Annotated in this window: 18 protein-coding genes; 12 read left to right on the forward strand and 6 right to left on the reverse strand. The window is 71.0% G+C overall.

Annotated elements, in window-relative coordinates; translation table 11 throughout:
* Positions 1–7 precede the first annotated feature (7 nt).
* From ACRAKI_RS32530 to ACRAKI_RS32565, 8 genes are all read left to right on the forward strand, one after another.
* Positions 8–382 carry a DUF1707 SHOCT-like domain-containing protein gene (locus tag ACRAKI_RS32530; RefSeq protein WP_447004310.1) on the forward strand — a complete coding sequence of 125 codons (375 nt, stop codon included), beginning with the start codon at positions 8–10 and terminating at the stop codon, positions 380–382.
* Complete coding sequence (locus tag ACRAKI_RS32535; protein ID WP_447004311.1) at positions 379–624, forward strand: hypothetical protein; 246 nt, start codon at positions 379–381, stop codon at positions 622–624. The genes ACRAKI_RS32530 and ACRAKI_RS32535 overlap by 4 nt, the downstream gene beginning before the upstream one ends.
* Positions 625–635: 11 nt before the next feature.
* Complete coding sequence (locus ACRAKI_RS32540) at positions 636–1,076, forward strand: GNAT family N-acetyltransferase (protein ID WP_447004312.1); 441 nt, start codon at positions 636–638, stop codon at positions 1,074–1,076.
* Positions 1,077–1,082: 6 nt separating this feature from the next.
* Positions 1,083–1,670: a DUF3558 domain-containing protein gene (locus ACRAKI_RS32545; protein WP_447004313.1), complete on the forward strand. Its 588-nt coding sequence runs from the start codon at positions 1,083–1,085 to the stop codon at positions 1,668–1,670.
* A 149-nt stretch (positions 1,671–1,819) separates the two neighbouring features.
* A complete protein-coding gene (locus ACRAKI_RS32550) occupies positions 1,820–2,146 on the forward strand; it encodes a transcriptional regulator (protein ID WP_447004314.1) in 327 nt (108 codons plus the stop codon).
* Between the two features lie 28 nt (positions 2,147–2,174).
* Positions 2,175–3,491, forward strand: coding sequence for a PPE domain-containing protein (locus tag ACRAKI_RS32555; protein WP_447004315.1), 1,317 nt, complete (start codon positions 2,175–2,177; stop codon positions 3,489–3,491).
* Positions 3,491–4,291, forward strand: a complete 801-nt coding sequence (locus ACRAKI_RS32560; protein WP_447004316.1) for an ESX secretion-associated protein EspG — start codon at positions 3,491–3,493, stop codon at positions 4,289–4,291. The genes ACRAKI_RS32555 and ACRAKI_RS32560 overlap by 1 nt, the downstream gene beginning before the upstream one ends.
* Before the next feature lie 86 nt (positions 4,292–4,377).
* Positions 4,378–5,286 (forward strand): DUF559 domain-containing protein, encoded by a 909-nt coding sequence (locus ACRAKI_RS32565; protein ID WP_447004317.1) that lies wholly within the window; start codon positions 4,378–4,380, stop codon positions 5,284–5,286.
* 18 nt (positions 5,287–5,304) lie between these two features.
* On the opposite strand, the gene ACRAKI_RS32570 is transcribed toward ACRAKI_RS32565, so the two are convergent.
* Complete coding sequence (locus ACRAKI_RS32570) at positions 5,305–5,754, reverse strand: gamma-glutamylcyclotransferase family protein (protein WP_123745455.1); 450 nt, start codon at positions 5,752–5,754, stop codon at positions 5,305–5,307.
* A 146-nt stretch (positions 5,755–5,900) separates the two neighbouring features.
* Between ACRAKI_RS32570 and ACRAKI_RS32575 the strand changes: the two genes are divergently transcribed.
* Together ACRAKI_RS32575 and ACRAKI_RS32580 are read left to right on the forward strand one after the other, a co-directional pair.
* On the forward strand, positions 5,901–7,304 hold the full coding sequence (locus tag ACRAKI_RS32575; RefSeq protein ID WP_447004318.1) for an NAD(P)H-quinone dehydrogenase: 1,404 nt from the start codon (positions 5,901–5,903) through the stop codon (positions 7,302–7,304).
* A 77-nt stretch (positions 7,305–7,381) separates the two neighbouring features.
* Positions 7,382–7,993, forward strand: coding sequence for a sortase domain-containing protein (locus tag ACRAKI_RS32580; RefSeq protein WP_447004319.1), 612 nt, complete (start codon positions 7,382–7,384; stop codon positions 7,991–7,993).
* Here the strand turns inward: ACRAKI_RS32580 and glpK are convergent.
* Both glpK and ACRAKI_RS32590 read right to left on the reverse strand, forming a co-directional pair.
* Entirely contained in the window at positions 7,942–9,447 is a 1,506-nt protein-coding gene (glpK, locus tag ACRAKI_RS32585; protein ID WP_447004320.1) for a glycerol kinase GlpK, read from the reverse strand. The two genes, ACRAKI_RS32580 and glpK, sit on opposite strands and share 52 nt — an antisense overlap.
* Before the next feature lie 14 nt (positions 9,448–9,461).
* The gene (locus ACRAKI_RS32590; protein WP_447004321.1) at positions 9,462–10,202 is read right to left on the reverse strand and encodes an MIP/aquaporin family protein; all 741 of its coding nucleotides are present in this window, start codon (positions 10,200–10,202) and stop codon (positions 9,462–9,464) included.
* A 183-nt stretch (positions 10,203–10,385) separates the two neighbouring features.
* Between ACRAKI_RS32590 and ACRAKI_RS32595 the strand changes: the two genes are divergently transcribed.
* Both ACRAKI_RS32595 and ACRAKI_RS32600 read left to right on the forward strand, forming a co-directional pair.
* Positions 10,386–12,113: a glycerol-3-phosphate dehydrogenase/oxidase gene (locus ACRAKI_RS32595; RefSeq protein WP_447004322.1), complete on the forward strand. Its 1,728-nt coding sequence runs from the start codon at positions 10,386–10,388 to the stop codon at positions 12,111–12,113.
* A 152-nt stretch (positions 12,114–12,265) separates the two neighbouring features.
* Positions 12,266–12,571 carry a hypothetical protein gene (locus tag ACRAKI_RS32600; protein WP_447004323.1) on the forward strand — a complete coding sequence of 102 codons (306 nt, stop codon included), beginning with the start codon at positions 12,266–12,268 and terminating at the stop codon, positions 12,569–12,571.
* A 47-nt stretch (positions 12,572–12,618) separates the two neighbouring features.
* On the opposite strand, the gene ACRAKI_RS32605 is transcribed toward ACRAKI_RS32600, so the two are convergent.
* From ACRAKI_RS32605 to ACRAKI_RS32615, 3 genes are all read right to left on the reverse strand, one after another.
* Complete coding sequence (locus ACRAKI_RS32605; RefSeq protein WP_447004324.1) at positions 12,619–13,881, reverse strand: amidohydrolase; 1,263 nt, start codon at positions 13,879–13,881, stop codon at positions 12,619–12,621.
* On the reverse strand, positions 13,878–15,044 hold the full coding sequence (locus tag ACRAKI_RS32610) for a M20 family metallopeptidase (protein WP_447004325.1): 1,167 nt from the start codon (positions 15,042–15,044) through the stop codon (positions 13,878–13,880). Before ACRAKI_RS32610 ends, ACRAKI_RS32605 begins: the two co-directional genes overlap by 4 nt.
* Positions 15,045–15,220: 176 nt before the next feature.
* Entirely contained in the window at positions 15,221–15,544 is a 324-nt protein-coding gene (locus ACRAKI_RS32615; RefSeq protein WP_447004326.1) for a hypothetical protein, read from the reverse strand.
* Positions 15,545–15,631 lie beyond the last annotated feature (87 nt).

Genomic DNA, 15,631 nt, shown 5'->3' on the forward strand with positions numbered 1-15,631 from the left:
CGACCGTGTGAGCGAGCGGGATATCCGGATCGGCGACGCGGAGCGCGAGCACGCGCTCGAACTGCTCGGCACGCACCTCGGTGAGGGGCGGCTGACGGTGGACGAGTTCGGCGAGCGCTCCGCCCGCGTCGCCACCGCGAAGACCCGCGGTGACCTGTACACGCTGTTCGGCGACCTGCCCGCGCCGCGCCCCAGCTTCACCCGGGTGGAACCCGAGGTGCGGCCGGTCGGGTCGGTCCAGCGCGACCCCCGCTTGAACGGCGCGGTCGTGATGGCGGTGGCGTTCGTGAGCTTCGCCCTGCTCTTCGTGGTGAAGACGCCGCTGATCCTCCTGCTGATCCCCGCGGCGATGCTGCTCGTCAGCCGGTGGGGCGGGCGATGACCGGGTCGTTGCTGCTGGTCCTGCACGACCGTGCGGACGCGGAGGAAGCGGCGCGCGAGCTGGCGGCGGCGGGGTGGTCGCCGTGCGCGGTGCACAAGGACCTGCTGGCCGGCGAGGACGACGCCGAGGACGCCGACTGGGTGGTGGAGTTGACCAACGGCCCCGACGGCCGACCCGCCGCCTCGCACCGTGCGCCGCTCGAAGACGTGGCCGCGCGCTACGAGGGCTTCGTCACCGACTAACCTCCCGGCCCATGGAGGCCGTCGAGATCAACGCGGGCGAGTTCTACCTGCGTCAACTGCGTGTCGACGACCGCATCGACGACCGGGTGGCGCTGGTGGACGGCGGCCTGTTCCCGGATCTCGCCGCCGCCGGCGCGCACATCGCGGCACGCGCGGACCAGTGGCACACCGAAGAGTGCTGCTCCTGGGCCGTGTGCGACCAGCTCACCGGAACGGCCGTGGGCGAAGTCGCCCTGACCGGTGCCGGTGAGTTCACCTGCTGGACCACCCCCGACCTGCGCGGCAAGGGCATCGCGACGCACGCGGCGTCGGCCGTGCTGCGGTTCGGTTTCGGCTTCCTCGACCTCCCCCGGATCACCGCCAGGCCACCGGACGACCCGGCGCGCCGGGTCGCTGTGAAATGCGGCTTCACGGCCGGGTCTCCACTTGGCGTGTGGACCCGGCTACGGTAGGTGCCCATGAGGGCGGCTCATGTGATCATCGCCACGCTGTGCGCGTGGGCGCTGGCCGCCTGCACGCCCTTTCCCGAGAAGAAGGCGGACGGCCGGGTGGACGAACCGCTGCCCCCGACGACGACCACCATGACGTCGTTGCCGCCCAGGCCACAGGACATCCGGCTGGACGACGTGGACCCGTGCGCGGTGCTCTCGGAGGACCAGCGGATCCGGTTGAGCCTGGACAACCCGCCCAGCGCCTACGTGGAAGCGGGCTTCGGCAACGCGAAGGCGTGCACCATGCGCAGCAACATCAGCGGGAACGTGGTCAGGTTCGCGCTCGTCACGGTGGAGGGCGTCGGTGTGTGGCTGAGCGAGAACGCCCAGGTCGACGCCAGGCAGACGACCGTCGCCGGTTTCCCCGGCCTGACCGTGCGGACGCCCGGCATGGAGAACATGTGCAACGTCGAGGTGGACGTCGCCGAGGGCCAGTTCCTCGACGTGATGTTCCGCGACGGCGGCAACGCCACGGCGGCGAAACAGGACACCCTCTGCCAAGGGGCGCAACGGGCGGCAGAAGCGGCGGTAGTCGGTTTGCTGCAACGGCGTTGATCCACGCGGGGGATGTGCGCGCCACCTACTCCCCGCTGTCGGACCCGGTGGCTACAGTGACCATGCGCGACGGAACGAGGAAGGCGGGGAGGTCGGCCATGCCGTCGGAAGACCACGGTCGGGGCGCTGACACAGGCTCACCACCGCCCTTGGCGCACACGTTGAACGTGGAGCCCAGTGCGATCCCCAGCCTCCGCAGCGCGTTCGCGGGCGCGCTCACGAAGCTGGACAAGGAGATCGAGCTCGCGATCACCGAGGTCCGGGTCCGCCCGTGGGCCGGTGATCCGGTGAGCCGGGAAGCGGCGGAGCGGTTCAACGAGCGGTCGCTGGAATCCGGCGACTCGGCGTTGACCGCCTTGGAGAACTACCAGCGGCAGCTCAAGTCGGCCATGGACGCGTTGACCCTGGTCGAGCGGCAGTACCAGTCCATCGAAGAAGACAACACCGGGTTGATGGGACAGCAGGGCAGCCGCTGAGCGCCCGGCGCAGGCAAGGGGAACGTTCATGCCCGATGGACACCGCTGGAGCGGGTACAGCCATGAAGAGCTGTACCGGCAGATCAACTCCGGGCCGGGACCGAAGGCCTCGCACGCCTCGATGGAGCGGTGGCAGGGTGTCTCGACCGCGTTGACCGACATCAACGCCGAGCTGCTCGACGGCGTGCAGCGCTCCGGCGCCACGTGGGAGAGCCCTGCGGCGGACCGGGCCCGGGGCGGCCTCAACCCGTTGGCCGCGTGGGCGGAGGACGCCCGTTCCGGCGCCGAGGTGATGCGCATCTCGGCCGAGCTGCAGGCGGACTACATCTCCAAGGCCCGCTCGGACATGCCGCCGCCGGTGAAGGTGACGGCGGAGGAGCCGAACCTGCTGGTCAGCGCGTTGACCAACCTGGTGGGCGGGCAGACGGACTACGAGAAGCAGGAGAAGGCGCAGAACGCGGCCGAGCAGCGGGCGCGTGAGGTGATGACGACGTACGCGTCCAGCACCGTGTCGAACACGAGCACGTTGGGGCAGTTCCACCAGCCGCCGCAGTTGCTGATCAGCGCCGGCGAGGTGGTGCGGAACGACTCGTCCGGCGTGTCGCAGCCGGGGTGGGCGTACGGCGGTCCTGGTGGCAGACGTGGTGGTGGCGGCGGTGGCTGGCGCCGGGGTGGGCGTGGCGGCATGCCCGTCTCGCGTCCCGTGTCGCCGGTCTCCGGCGGCTACACCGGTGGTGGAGGGTCTGGTGGTGGGTCCGGCGGGCACTCCACCGGCACGTCGTCGTCGGCTCCGGCCACGTCGACCAGGCCTTCGACGGCCGCTGCCACGCCTTCGGGGCCGGGTTCGGGGTCGTTCGGGCCGGGTGGCGTGATCGGCGGTGTGGGTCAGTCGGACAAGGAGCGGCGCAAGTCGTCGTCCTCGTCTCCGTCACCGACTCCCGCTCCGGCTCCGGGTACGACGACCGAGCAGAACGCGGTGGCTCAGCAGCTGCTCGGGGGCGGCCCGGTGTCGTCCGCCGGCACGACGTCGGTCAGTTCTGCGGAGTTCGGGGCGTTCGCGGCGGCCAACGCGCAGCACGCGGCTGCGACGGCTCCCGGTGGGTCGACGGGCTCGATGCTCGGCGGCGGCCAGGTCGGCGGCGGCGACACCGTGCACAAGCGGAGCACGCCCACCCCGGTCTCGCCCGCGTTCGACCCGTTCGGCGGGTTGGGTGGTGCTCGTGGCGGGGACGACGAAGAAGATGCCACGCACGACGCCGCCGACTACCTTCGGGAAACGGACGACATCTACGGCGTCGGCGGGATGATCTCGCCTCCGGTGATCGGGGAGAGCACTACCCACTGATGACGACGTTCGGCTTGGACTTGGGCAGCAACGACCTGCGCGAACCGGTGACCATCTCGGCGCTGGAGTTCGACGTGCTGTGGGAGCACCTGCGGTTGGAGACCATGCCGCTGGTGCTCAAGGTGCCGTCACCCGGGAAGACGCACGCGGAACGTGCCGAGCTGGAGCAGCGGGCGTGGGCCGACCTGGACCGCCGTGGGCTGGGTCGACCGGTGTCGCTGGACCCGATGCTGGAGGACCTGCTCCACCTGCTGAACCGGCCTCAGCACGAGGTGGACGGCCGTCTCTGGCTGGGCCGCAGCGTGCGCCTGCTGGCGGCGGCCAAGGGTCAGTCGGGCGTCCTGGCCGTGCTGGACAACGGCCAGTTGACGCTCCGCCCGGCGAGCAGCGAAGGACTCCCCCGCGAAGCCCTCTCCGTGCTGCCGCCCGTGCCCGCCGGCCCCGGCCACTCGGTGACGCTGCCGAGCGCCGACCTGGACGCCGCCGCTGCCGCCGCGGCCACTCCCGACGACCTGGAGGCGGCGCTCGTCAGCCGGGGCATCAGGCAGCGGGACGCCCGCGCGTTGGCCGACATGTTCCGCGACGCGGGCAACCGCGGCCAGTTCGGCTCCGCGACCCGCGACAAGTGGGGCAAGCGCGTCCGCCAGGAGCACGTCGTGTCGTTCTTCGACAACCCGCACGGCCGCTACATCCAACTCCGCCGCGCCACCCCGGGCCAGCAGCCCTGGAGCACCGTCTCCCCCGTGGACACCCGCCGCCTGATCCAACACCTGGAAGCCCTAGCCACCCCGACCCGCTAAACCCCGCGAGTCCTCCACTCAGACACCGCGAACTGCGCGGTCGGGTGAATCTTGTACGGAATCGGGCAGCGCGCCCTCGGTTCTACATGATCACAATGCCCGCGGGCCTGCACGGCGCCCACCTGCGCACCCGACTCCACGCACACCTCGGCCGGGTCGCCCTGCGCACCGCGATCGCCGAAGGTCGTCTCGTCAGCTACTCCCGCACGGTGCTGGTCCAACGTGAACTCATGGTGGAGTTCCCGACTCGGGCCGCCGCGGCGCTGCTCACCGCAGGTTCGGGAGCCGTCCTCACCAGCCACACGTCGGCCTGGGTGCACGGCTGCACGGCCGCCGAGACCGACCGCGTCCACCTGCTCATCGGCTACGACCAGCGGCACCGCCCACGGCCCGGCGAGGTCGTCCACCAGGCGAACTACGACCCTGCGGACGTGATCGAGATCGAAGGCCTCCGGTGCCTCACCCTCGAACCGACGCTCGCCGAGATACTGTGCCGTGCCCGCCGTTCCACCGCGTTGGCGTGCACCGACCAGGCCTTGGCCGTCGTCGAGCCGAACGAGCGGGCAGCGTTCAAGACCGACCTGGAAGTGCGGATCTCCCGGCGTCCCGATCCGCGCGGCCGGCGGCAGGGGCTGTTCCTGCTCGACATCGCGACGGGTCTGCCGGAGTCGCCGGCGGAGAGCGGACTCCTGCTCATGATCGTCGAGGCCGGTTTCCCCCCGCCCGAGCCGCAGCACCCGGTGCTCGACCTCGGCGGGCGCGAGGTGTGGCGACTCGACTTCGCCTGGCCCCAGCAGCGGGTCGCGCTGGAGTACGACGGCTACGCCGCCCACGTGAACAGGGCGGACGCCGACCGCGCGCGTGACGAGGACCTGCGTCGGCGCGGGTGGAAGGTGCTGCGCGCCGACGTGTCGGACCTGCGGGACCCCACCCGGCTGTTCCGATGCCTGACCGGTGAGCTCGGGGTGTCCCACCGGCAGGTTCGGCGTGTCTGAGTGGAGGACTCGCGGGGGTTAGGGGCCTATGCCCTGGCAGGGGCGGGTGCGCAGGTCGGAGACGTAGTCGTCGGGGGCGCCGGCGGCTTCGGCCGCGTCGGCGACCACGCCGATGTACCGGGCCGACGGCAGTCCGCCCTCATAGGCGTCCAGGACGTAGAGCCAGGCGGTTACCGAACCTTCCAGGGTCTGGACGCGTAGGCGGATCTTCTTGTAGAGGCCGAGGGCACCCTCCCAGCGGTCGAGGCGGGACTCGTCTCGCGGGCTCACGTCGTAGAGCACGCAGAACACCTGCGAGTCGGGGTCCTCGACGATGGTGGCGAGCGCGCCCTCCCAGCCAAGGTCCTCGCCACCGAACGTCAGACGCCATCCGGCGAGCCACCCGGTCCCCGCCATCGGGGAGTAGGGGGCTCGCTCCATCATCTGGTTCGGGTCCATGTTGGACCCGTACGCGGCATAGAGCGGCACGACGACAGCCTAGCGACCTATCGATCACCGCGAGGGACCAGAAGACCGGACGACGCACTCCGACACCCGACCGCGTACGGTTGTGCGCGGCTACCAGCGGCTATCAGCCGTGCGAATAGCGCCGACAACCACGAGGAGGACGTGTCGTGACCCGCATCGTCATCATGGGCGGTGGCCCCGCAGGTTACGAGGCGGCACTGGTCGCGGCCCAGCACGGGGCCGACGTGACCATCGTGGAACGCGAGGGCGTCGGCGGCGCCTGCGTGCTCTACGACTGCGTGCCGTCCAAGACGTTCATCGCCTCCGCGGGCGGGCGGAGCGCCTTCCGCAACGCCGGTGAGCTGGGCATTCGCACGAACAACGCGGAAGCGGCGGTCGAGCTGCCGGTCGTCCACGGACGGGTGAAGGGCCTCGCGCTCGCGCAGTCCGCCGACGTCCGGGCCCGCCTCCAGCGCGAGGGCGTCCGCATCGTCAACGGCATCGCCAAGTTCTGCGACAACGCCCGCGGCCTCGCCCAGCACGAGGTCGTGGCGATCGACAAGGACGGCGCGAAGGAAGTCCTGCCGGCCGATGTGGTCCTCATCGCAACCGGTGCGACCCCGCGCGTGTTGCCCGGTGCCGAGCCGGACGGCAAGCGGGTGCTCACCTGGCGCCAGATCTACGACCTCCCGGAGTTGCCGGAGCACCTGGCCGTCATCGGATCGGGTGTCACCGGTGTGGAGTTCGCCTCCGCCTACACCGAGCTGGGCGTGAAGGTGACCATGGTCTCCAGCCGCGACCGGGTGCTCCCGCACGAGGACGCCGACGCGGCCGTGGTGCTGGAGGACGTGTTCGCCGAACGCGGCACGGCGGTGGTCAAGCACGCCCGCGCGGACCGCGTGGAGAACGTCGGTGACGGCGTTCTGATTCACCTGGAAGACGGTCGCACGATCGAGGCCAGCCACGCGCTGATGACGGTCGGCTCGGTCCCGAACACCGCCGACCTCGGCCTGGAGAAGATCGGTATCGAGCCGGGTCGGGGCGGGTACATCCCGGTCGACCGGGTGTCCCGGACGAACGTCTCCGGCGTCTACGCGGCGGGCGACTGCACGGGCCTGCTGCTGCTCGCGAGCGTCGCCGCCATGCAGGGCCGCATCGCCATGTGGCACGCGCTGGGCCAGGGCGTGAGCCCGATCAGGCTGAAGACCGTCGCGGCGAACGTGTTCACCAACCCGGAGATCGCCACCGTCGGCATCAGCCAGCAGGCGATCGACTCCGGCGAGGTGCCCGCGCGCACGATCATGCTGCCGCTGGCCACCAACCCGCGGGCGAAGATGGAAGGCCTGCGGCGCGGTTTCGTGAAGCTGTTCTGCCGCCCGGCGACGGGTGTGGTGATCGGCGGCGTCGTGGTCGCGCCGAACGCCAGCGAGCTGATCCTGTCGATCACGCTGGCCGTGCAGAACCAGCTCACGGTGGACGACCTGGCCACCACGTTCTCCGTCTACCCGTCGCTGACCGGCTCGATCACCGAGGCCGGTCGCCAGCTCATGCGGCACGACGACCTGGACTGAGCGACCCGAACTGGGCCATTCCGGTGGTTGTCACCGATTGACCAACTCCGGCCGACAGCACGGCGGATCCTGGCCACATGCCGAGATCCGCCGTGTTGTTGCTGGTGGCGACGTTGTCGTTGCCGGCATGCGGTACTCAGCCGACGACCACCGCCACAACGACGACCACGACCACGTCGACTAATGCCGCGACCGCGACAACGTCCCCGGCACCTCATGCGTATGCGGGGCATGAACCGACCGAGGTACGGATCCCGCGCATCGACGCGACGTCGTCGCTCATCCCGTTGGGCCTGAACCCGGACGAGACCGTCCAGGTGCCGTCCATCGAGCAGCCCATGCAGGCAGGCTGGTACGTCCACGCCCGCGCGCCCGGCGAGCCCGGGCCGGCGATCATCCTGGGCCACGTCGACGGCAACTCCCAGCCGGGCATCTTCTACCGCCTGCACGAGCTCCGGCCGGGCGCCGGCGTCGAGGTGTCCAGGACCGACGGGTCGGTCGTGGAGTTCACCGTCGAGAAGGTCGACCACCCAAGGGCGCTCCGGAAACCGGTGGCGGCGGCACCACCTGACCGCGGTCGCCGGCAGAGGACGACCGCGGGGAGCGGGGCGCCGCCACGCCAGCGGCGCCCCGGACGTCACTCCACCCAGTCGAAGGTCCTGGTCACCGCCTTCTTCCACTGCGCGTAGGTCCGTGCGCGGGTCTCGTCGTCCATCGCCGGGTCCCACTGCTTGTCCTGGGCCCAGTTCTGCCGGATGTCGTCCTCCGACGCCCAGAACCCGACCGCCAGACCGGCCGCGTAGGCGGCGCCCAGCGCGGTCGTCTCGTTGACCACGGGCCGGATCACCGGCACGCCCAGGATGTCCGCCTGGAACTGCATCAGCAGCTCGTTGACGACCATCCCGCCGTCGACCTTCAACGACTTGAGCGGCACGCCCGAGTCGGCGTCCATCGCGTCGATCACCTCACGCGTCTGGAACGCCGTGGCCTCCAGCACCGCGCGGGCCAGGTGGCCCTTGTTCACGAACCGGGTCAGGCCGACGATCGCGCCACGCGCGTCCGACCGCCAGTACGGCGCGAACAGGCCGGAGAACGCGGGCACGAAGTACGCGCCGCCGTTGTCCTCCACCGTCCTGGCGTGCTGCTCGATCTCGGCCGCCGAACCGATCATGCCGAGGTTGTCGCGCAGCCACTGCACCAGCGACCCGGTCACCGCGATCGAGCCTTCCAGCGCGTACACGGGCGCCTTGGTGCCGATCTTGTAGCAGACGGTGGTGAGCAGGCCGTTCTCGCTCATCACCTTGTCCGTGCCGGTGTTGAGCAGCACGAAGTTGCCGGTGCCGTAGGTGTTCTTGGCCTCGCCCGGCGACAGGCACGCCTGGCCGAACGTCGCCGCCTGCTGGTCGCCGAGGATGCCCGCGATCGGCACGCCGGCCAGTGCGCCGCGTTCGCGCACCTTGCCGTACTCCTCGGACGACGAGCGGATCTCCGGCAGCATCGACATCGGGATGCCCATGTCCGCCGCGATGCCCTCGTCCCAGCTCAGCGTGTCGAGGTCCATCAGCAGCGTGCGGGACGCGTTGGTCGGGTCGGTGACGTGCACGCCGCCGTTCACCCCGCCGGTCATGTTCCACAGCAGCCAGGTGTCCATGTTGCCGAACAGCAGGTCACCGGCTTCGGCCTTGGCCCGCGCGCCTTCGACGTTGTCGAGGATCCAGCGGACCTTCGGGCCGGAGAAGTACGTGGCCAGCGGCAGGCCGGTCTTGTCCCGGTACCGCTCCTGACCGCCGCCCGAAGCCGCCAGCTCCTGGCAGATCTTGTCGGTGCGGGTGTCCTGCCAGACGATGGCGTTGTAGACGGGCTGCCCGGTGGTCCTGTCCCAGACCAGGGCCGTCTCGCGCTGGTTGGTGATGCCCACCGCGGCGATGTCGGCGGTGGTGAGGTCGGCCTTGGCGAGCGCGCCGGCGGCCACCTGCCGGGCGTTGGTCCAGATCTCGTTCGCGTCGTGCTCGACCCACCCGGCCTGCGGGAAGATCTGCTCGTGCTCCTTCTGGTCGACGGAGACCACCCGGCCCGAGTGGTCGAAGACCATGCACCGGGTCGACGTCGTGCCCTGGTCGATGGCGGCCACGTACTTCGTCATGTGCTCGAGTCCTTTCAGACCGGGAGAACCAGGTACAGGAGTGCGGCGAGCGCGCCACCGATCAGCGGGCCGACCACCGGCACCCAGGAGTAGCCCCACTCGGCGCTGCCCTTGTCGCGGATGGGCAGGATCGCGTAGGCGATGCGCGGACCGAGGTCGCGGGCGGGGTTGATGGCGTACCCGGTGGGGCCACCGAGCGAGGCGCCGATGCCGACGACCAGGAACGCGACGGCCGCGTAGCCGAGCGCGGCGTTGCCGAGCTGCGGGATGCCGCCCTCGGCCTCCTTCGCGACCGGGCTCAGCAGGACCCAAGCCACCAGGACGAACGTGCCGATGATCTCGGTGACGACGTTCCAGCCCGCCCTGGGAATGGTCGGGCCGGTGCAGAAGATGCCGCGCGTGCCCGCCGGGTCGTCGTGGGCGTCGAACTGGGCCTTGTAGGCCAGCCAGGCGAGCACCGCGCCGAGGAACGCGCCGACCAGCTGACCGGCGAAGTAGACCGGGACCTGTGCCCACGGGGTCTTGTCCGCGATGGCCAGGCCCAGCGTGACCGCGGGGTTGATGTGCGCGCCACTCGGCGCGGCGATGCTGGCGCCCGCGAAGACCGCGAAACCCCAGCCGAAGTTGATGAGGAGCCAGCCACCGCCGTTGCCCAGGGTGTCCTTGAGCACGACGTTGGCGACGACACCGGCACCCAGGAGGATCAGGATCCCGGTACCGAGCATTTCCCACACGAAGATCGAGCCACTGCTCACTCGCCGACCTCCTCGCCTTGGCAGGAGACAGCGCAGTCCGGGTCCGGCGGCGCTGCCCACCCCACGATGTGCGTTGACGCTAGTTCCGCGTTGTTCGGTTGTCCACGGGTGGCGTACCAGCCGGTAACGTGGTCCAGTGCAGACCTGATCGGGCCGGTCGAGTCGAGCACCAGGGAGGCGTTCGTGGTTACACGCAAGCACCCCGACACCGCAGGCAGGCTGGGTCCTCTCGAACGTTCGGAGACGTGGGAACGCCTCGGCGCGGAGACCTTCGACCTGGTGATCGTCGGCGGCGGCGTGGTCGGTGTCGGCACCGCGCTGGACGCCGCGACGCGTGGCCTGCGGGTGGCGCTCGTCGAGGCCCGTGACCTGGCCTCCGGGACGTCCAGCCGGTCGTCCAAGCTGTTCCACGGCGGGCTGCGGTACCTGGAGCAACTGGAGTTCGGGCTCGTCCGCGAGGCACTGCGGGAGCGCGAACTCATGTTGACCCGGCTGGCGCCGCACCTGGTCAAGCCGGTGCCGTTCCTGTACCCGCTGACGCACCGGGTGTGGGAGCGCCCGTACACGGCGGCCGGGTTGCTGATGTACGACACGATGGGCGGCGCGCGGTCCGTGCCGGGGCAGAAGCACCTGACCAAGGCCGGTGCGCTGCGGTTGGTGCCGGCGTTGAAGTCGTCCGCGCTGGTCGGCGGGATCAGGTACTACGACGCGCAGGCCGACGACGCGCGGCACACCATGATGGTCGGCCGGACCGCGGCCCACTACGGCGCGGTCGTGCGGACGTCCACGCAGGTCGTGGGGTTCTTGCGGGAGGCGGACCGGGTTTCCGGCGTGCGGGTGCGCGACGTGGAGGACGGGCGGGAGACGTCCGTTCGGGCGCACGCGGTGATCAACGCGACCGGGGTGTGGACGGACGAGTTGCAGCGGCTGTCCGGCAGTCGCGGCCGGTTCCGGGTGCGGGCGTCCAAGGGCGTCCACATCGTCGTGCCGCGGGACCGGATCGTGTCCGAGTCGGGGTTGATCCTGCGCACGCAGAAGTCGGTGCTGTTCGTGATCCCGTGGCGGAACCACTGGATCGTGGGAACGACGGACACGGACTGGAACCTGGACCTGGCGCACCCGGCGGCGACGCGGTCGGACATCGATTACATCCTGACGCACGTCAACGCGGTGCTGGCGACGCCGTTGACGCACGAGGACATCGAGGGCGTGTACGCCGGGTTGCGGCCGTTGCTGGCGGGCGAGAGCGAGTCGACGTCGAAGTTGTCGCGCGAGCACGCGGTGGCGCGGGTGGCGCCCGGGTTGGTGGCGATCGCCGGTGGGAAGTACACGACGTACCGCGTGATGGGCGCCGACGCGGTGGACGCGGCGGCGGTCGACCTGCCGGGGCGGATCCAGGCGTCGATCACGGACAAGGTGCCGTTGATCGGCGCGGACGGCTACCACGCCCTGGTGAACCAGGCGGACCAGTTGGCCGCGCGGTACGGGCTGCACCCGTACCGGGTCCGGCACTTGCTGGACCGGTACGGGTCTCTGGTGCACGAGGTGCTGGAGTCGGCGGGCCCCGAGCTGCTGAAGCCCGTGCCCGGCGCGCCGGACTACCTCCAGGTCGAGGCCGTGTACGCCGCTTCGCACGAAGGGGCGCTGCACTTGGAGGACGTGCTGACCCGGCGGACGCGGATCTCGATCGAGTACCCGCACCGGGGGGTGGAGTGCGCGTTGCCGGTGGCCCGGTTGATGGCCGGGGTGCACGGGTGGGACGACGAGCGGGTGGCGCACGAGGTGTCGGTGTACACGGCCCGGGTGGAAGCGGAGCGGGCGTCACAGGCCGAGCCGGACGATCCGGCGGCGGATGCCGTGCGCTCGTCCGCGCCCGAGGCCCGACCGGAGATCGTCGAGCCGATCAGCTGAGCCGGTCTTCGCCGCGACGTCACCACCAGCGTCGGCGGGAGGTCGCCGTCCCGGATGGTGGTGACCTGGAGCCCGTCGCAGCGCCTCCAGACCGGAGATATTCGGCGCAACCTCCTAGTCGGGCGAGTGGCGGTGCGACTTCCAGTCGGAGGGTGTCCGTGCCGGACCGCCGTGCCACCCCGCCCCCGGCCGCGACGCGGTACCGCGGCGGCACGGTTCCGGGCCAGGGGACGCGCAGCTCGTCCAGCGCCGTCTGCGCCGACTCCGTCACGTCGGACAGCCGGTCCCTCGGCGACGCGCCGGCCAGGTCGCGCAACGCGGGCGAGTCCAGCCCGTCCACCAAGGCCGCGCACGCCGCGTCGATCAACTTCCCCCGGGCCGGGCAGGTCGTACCTCCAGCCGGCGACGGCCTCGTACAGGCGTTCCTCGGGGCTGGTCACGGGGCCCACCATCCGTGACCAGCCGGCGAAAGCCCACGGGATTCGCGGGCACTCGCCGAGCCGGGTCAGGCCAACGCGGCCAAGGCGGCGTGGACCATGACGCGGACGCCGGCCAGGAGGGCGCGTTCGTCCAGGTCGAAACCGGGCTGGTGGAGGTCGCGCATCTTGCGGGCGCCATCCCACACGCCCAGCCTGGCGAACGAGCCCGGCACGTGCTCCAGGTACCAGCCGAAGTCCTCACCGCCGGACGACTGCTCGGTGCCCGCCAACGCGTCCTCGCCCAACGCCGCCTCGATCCCCGCCCGCAGCAGCATGGTGCTCTCGCGGTCGTTGACGACCGGCGGCACGCCACGGCGGTGGTGCAGGTCGAAGCCGACGCCGGTCGGGGCCAGCAGCGCGCCGACCAGTTCCTTGATCAGCGGTTCCAGCTCGGCCCAGATGTCGCGGTCGCCCGTGCGCAGCGTCCCGCGCAGCACGCCGTCCTGGGGCACGGCGTTGGGCGCTTCGCCCGCGTGCACCGCACCCCACACGAGCACCGTGCCCGAACGGGGGTCGACGCGGCGTGACAGCAGCCCCGGCAGACCGGTGATCACCGTGCCCAGCGCGTGCACGAGGTCCGCCGTCAGGTGCGGCCGGGAGGTGTGACCGCCGGGCGACGTCAGGCGCAGCTCCAGCATGTCGCTGGCCGACGTGATCGCACCGATCCTGGTCCCGATCCGGCCGACTTCCAGCCTCGGGTCGCAGTGCAGGCCGAAGATCCGCTCCACCCCGTCGAGGCCACCGGCCGCCAGCACGTCCAGCGCGCCACCGGGCATGACCTCCTCGGCCGGCTGGAACACCAGCCGCACCCGGCCCGGCAGCTCCGTCGCGGACGCCAACGCGAGCGCGGCGCCCAACAGGACGGTGGTGTGCGCGTCGTGCCCGCAGGCGTGCGACACACCATCCACAGTGGACGAGTACGGCGCGCCGGTGTTCTCCGGCAGCGGCAACGCGTCGATGTCCGCGCGCAACGCCACGCAGCGCGGTCCGGAGCCGACGTCGCACACCAGACCGGTGCCACCGGGCAGCACGCGCGGCTTGAGCCCGGCCGAGCGCAGCACGCCCGCGATCAGCTCGGTGGTCGCGTACTCGTGCCGCGACAGCTCCGGGTGCGCGTGCAGGTGCCGGCGCCAGGCGACGACCTCGGCCGCGTTGGCCGCCAGCCAGCCGTCCAGCCACGAGGGTCCTCGACCCTCACCGGGATCATCCACAGGGGCAATGCTGACCCCGTGCTCGGTCAACAGCACCTCGGCACCCTCCTCCGGCAGACGTGAGTCCACAACCGTCATGCCGCACCCACCAGCAGTCGAGAACGCTGCGCACCGTCGGTGGCAGCGGAAATTGTGGTCCAGGCCAGGGCGAGTGCCCCGTCGAGGACGGCACGGTCGGCCGAAGCCGACGCGCAAGCGGTCGCGAACTCGATTTGGTGGTTCACCGCGTCTCCGCAGTCGATGGCGATGGTCGGGTGGATGGCCGGCAGCGCACGGGTGATGTTGCCCATGTCGGTGCTGCCGATCTTCTCCTGGAGCTCCTGCTCGGGGCTCATCGGATGCCTGCCCAGCTCGACGGCGGCACGCCGGTAGGCGTCCGCCAGCCAAGGGTCCGGGGTCAGCTCGGCGTACACCGGCGAGACCTTCACGACCTCGTGGGTGCAACCGGTGGCGACCGCGCCGGCCTCGAAGCAGCGGTTGATCCGCTCCTCCAGCCGGCGCAGCGAGTCGAGGTCGTCGGCACGCAGGTCGAACATCGCCGACGTCCGCGCGGGCACCACGTTCGGGACGGTACCGCCGCGCGTGACGATGCCGCTCACCATCTGGCCCGGTTCGAGGTGCTGCCGGGCCAGACCGATGGCGACCTGGGCGACGGTGATCGCGTCCGCCGCGTTCACACCCAGGTGCGGCGCGGCGGCTGCGTGCGACGACTTGCCGGTGTAGTGGACCTCGACGTCGGTGATGGCCAGCGAGCGGGCGGCGACGGCCTCGTAGGGGGCCGGGTGCACCATCATCGAGAACGCCACATCATCGAATACCCCGCGTTCGAGCATCAGCACCTTGCCGCCGCCGACCTCCTCCGCCGGGGTGCCGATCACCCTGATCGTGAGGTCCAGCTCGTCGGCGAGGTCACGCAGCGCGAGGGCCGCGCCGGTGGACGCGGCGGCGATGACGTTGTGCCCGCACGCGTGGCCCACCTCGGGCAGCGCGTCGTACTCCGCGCACAGCCCCAGCACCAGCTCACCCGAGCCGAACGACGCGGTGAACGCCGTCTCCAGGCCCGCGACGCCGCGTTCGACCTCGAAGCCCTCGGCGGCCAGCAGGTCCGCGACCTTGGCCGCGCTGCGGTGCTCGGCGAACGCCTGCTCGGGCTCCGCGTGGATGCTGCGGGATAGGTCCACCAGCGCATCCGAGTACCGCTCGACGGCCGAGCGCGTGCTCATCTTGAAGTCGGTACCCATTTGCTTCCATCCTGCATCACGGCCCGGCGAGCACGACGCACCCCGGGTTGATCAACCGGCAACCGGTCGCGGGGCTGCGCCAAGCGGTGCGCGATGTTCGGTCAGACCGATCACGTCTGCGCAGGTCATGCTAGAAGCCGACCACAGGGCGCCGGAAAGCTCCCACCTGCTGGGAGTCACCCCTTCTTGCGGCCGGCCCGCCACTTCGACCACCGCTTCTTGTTCCGCCAGTAGACCAGGGCGAACAGCAGCACCGCGATGCCGCCGAGCCACATCTTCCGGCGGGTCTCGGCGCGCTCCTCGGCGGTCGGCTCCTGCGGCGCGTCGATGTCCGGACCGGGGGCGGGAGCGGGAGCGGGCTCGATCGTGCCGCCGGGTGCCAGGCTCTCCGTCTGCACGGCCGCGAGCTGCGACGATGTCGTCACGGCGGTCCCTGTCCCGGCTACGGTGAAGGCACCGGCCAGCACCAACAGGCACACCGCGAGCACTGATCGCCACATGGCCGCCAAGCCTAGCCACCGCCCCTACTGGTTACCACTGTCAGTGGTCATCCAAACCGGTGACCGCTCACGTCCCGTAATGGCCCA

This window comes from Saccharothrix isguenensis, assembly GCF_052936305.1.

Coding starts and splice junctions, on each gene's coding strand:
- ACRAKI_RS32535 (WP_447004311.1), top strand. CDS start 379: ATGACCGGGTCGTTGCTGCTGGTCCTGCACGACCGTGCGGACGCGGAG.
- ACRAKI_RS32565 (WP_447004317.1), top strand. CDS start 4,378: ATGATCACAATGCCCGCGGGCCTGCACGGCGCCCACCTGCGCACCCGA.
- ACRAKI_RS32540 (WP_447004312.1), top strand. CDS start 636: ATGGAGGCCGTCGAGATCAACGCGGGCGAGTTCTACCTGCGTCAACTG.
- ACRAKI_RS32605 (WP_447004324.1), bottom strand. CDS start 13,881: ATGACGGTTGTGGACTCACGTCTGCCGGAGGAGGGTGCCGAGGTGCTG.
- ACRAKI_RS32615 (WP_447004326.1), bottom strand. CDS start 15,544: ATGTGGCGATCAGTGCTCGCGGTGTGCCTGTTGGTGCTGGCCGGTGCC.
- ACRAKI_RS32560 (WP_447004316.1), top strand. CDS start 3,491: ATGACGACGTTCGGCTTGGACTTGGGCAGCAACGACCTGCGCGAACCG.
- ACRAKI_RS32555 (WP_447004315.1), top strand. CDS start 2,175: ATGCCCGATGGACACCGCTGGAGCGGGTACAGCCATGAAGAGCTGTAC.
- ACRAKI_RS32610 (WP_447004325.1), bottom strand. CDS start 15,044: ATGGGTACCGACTTCAAGATGAGCACGCGCTCGGCCGTCGAGCGGTAC.
- ACRAKI_RS32545 (WP_447004313.1), top strand. CDS start 1,083: ATGAGGGCGGCTCATGTGATCATCGCCACGCTGTGCGCGTGGGCGCTG.
- glpK (WP_447004320.1), bottom strand. CDS start 9,447: ATGACGAAGTACGTGGCCGCCATCGACCAGGGCACGACGTCGACCCGG.
- ACRAKI_RS32580 (WP_447004319.1), top strand. CDS start 7,382: ATGCCGAGATCCGCCGTGTTGTTGCTGGTGGCGACGTTGTCGTTGCCG.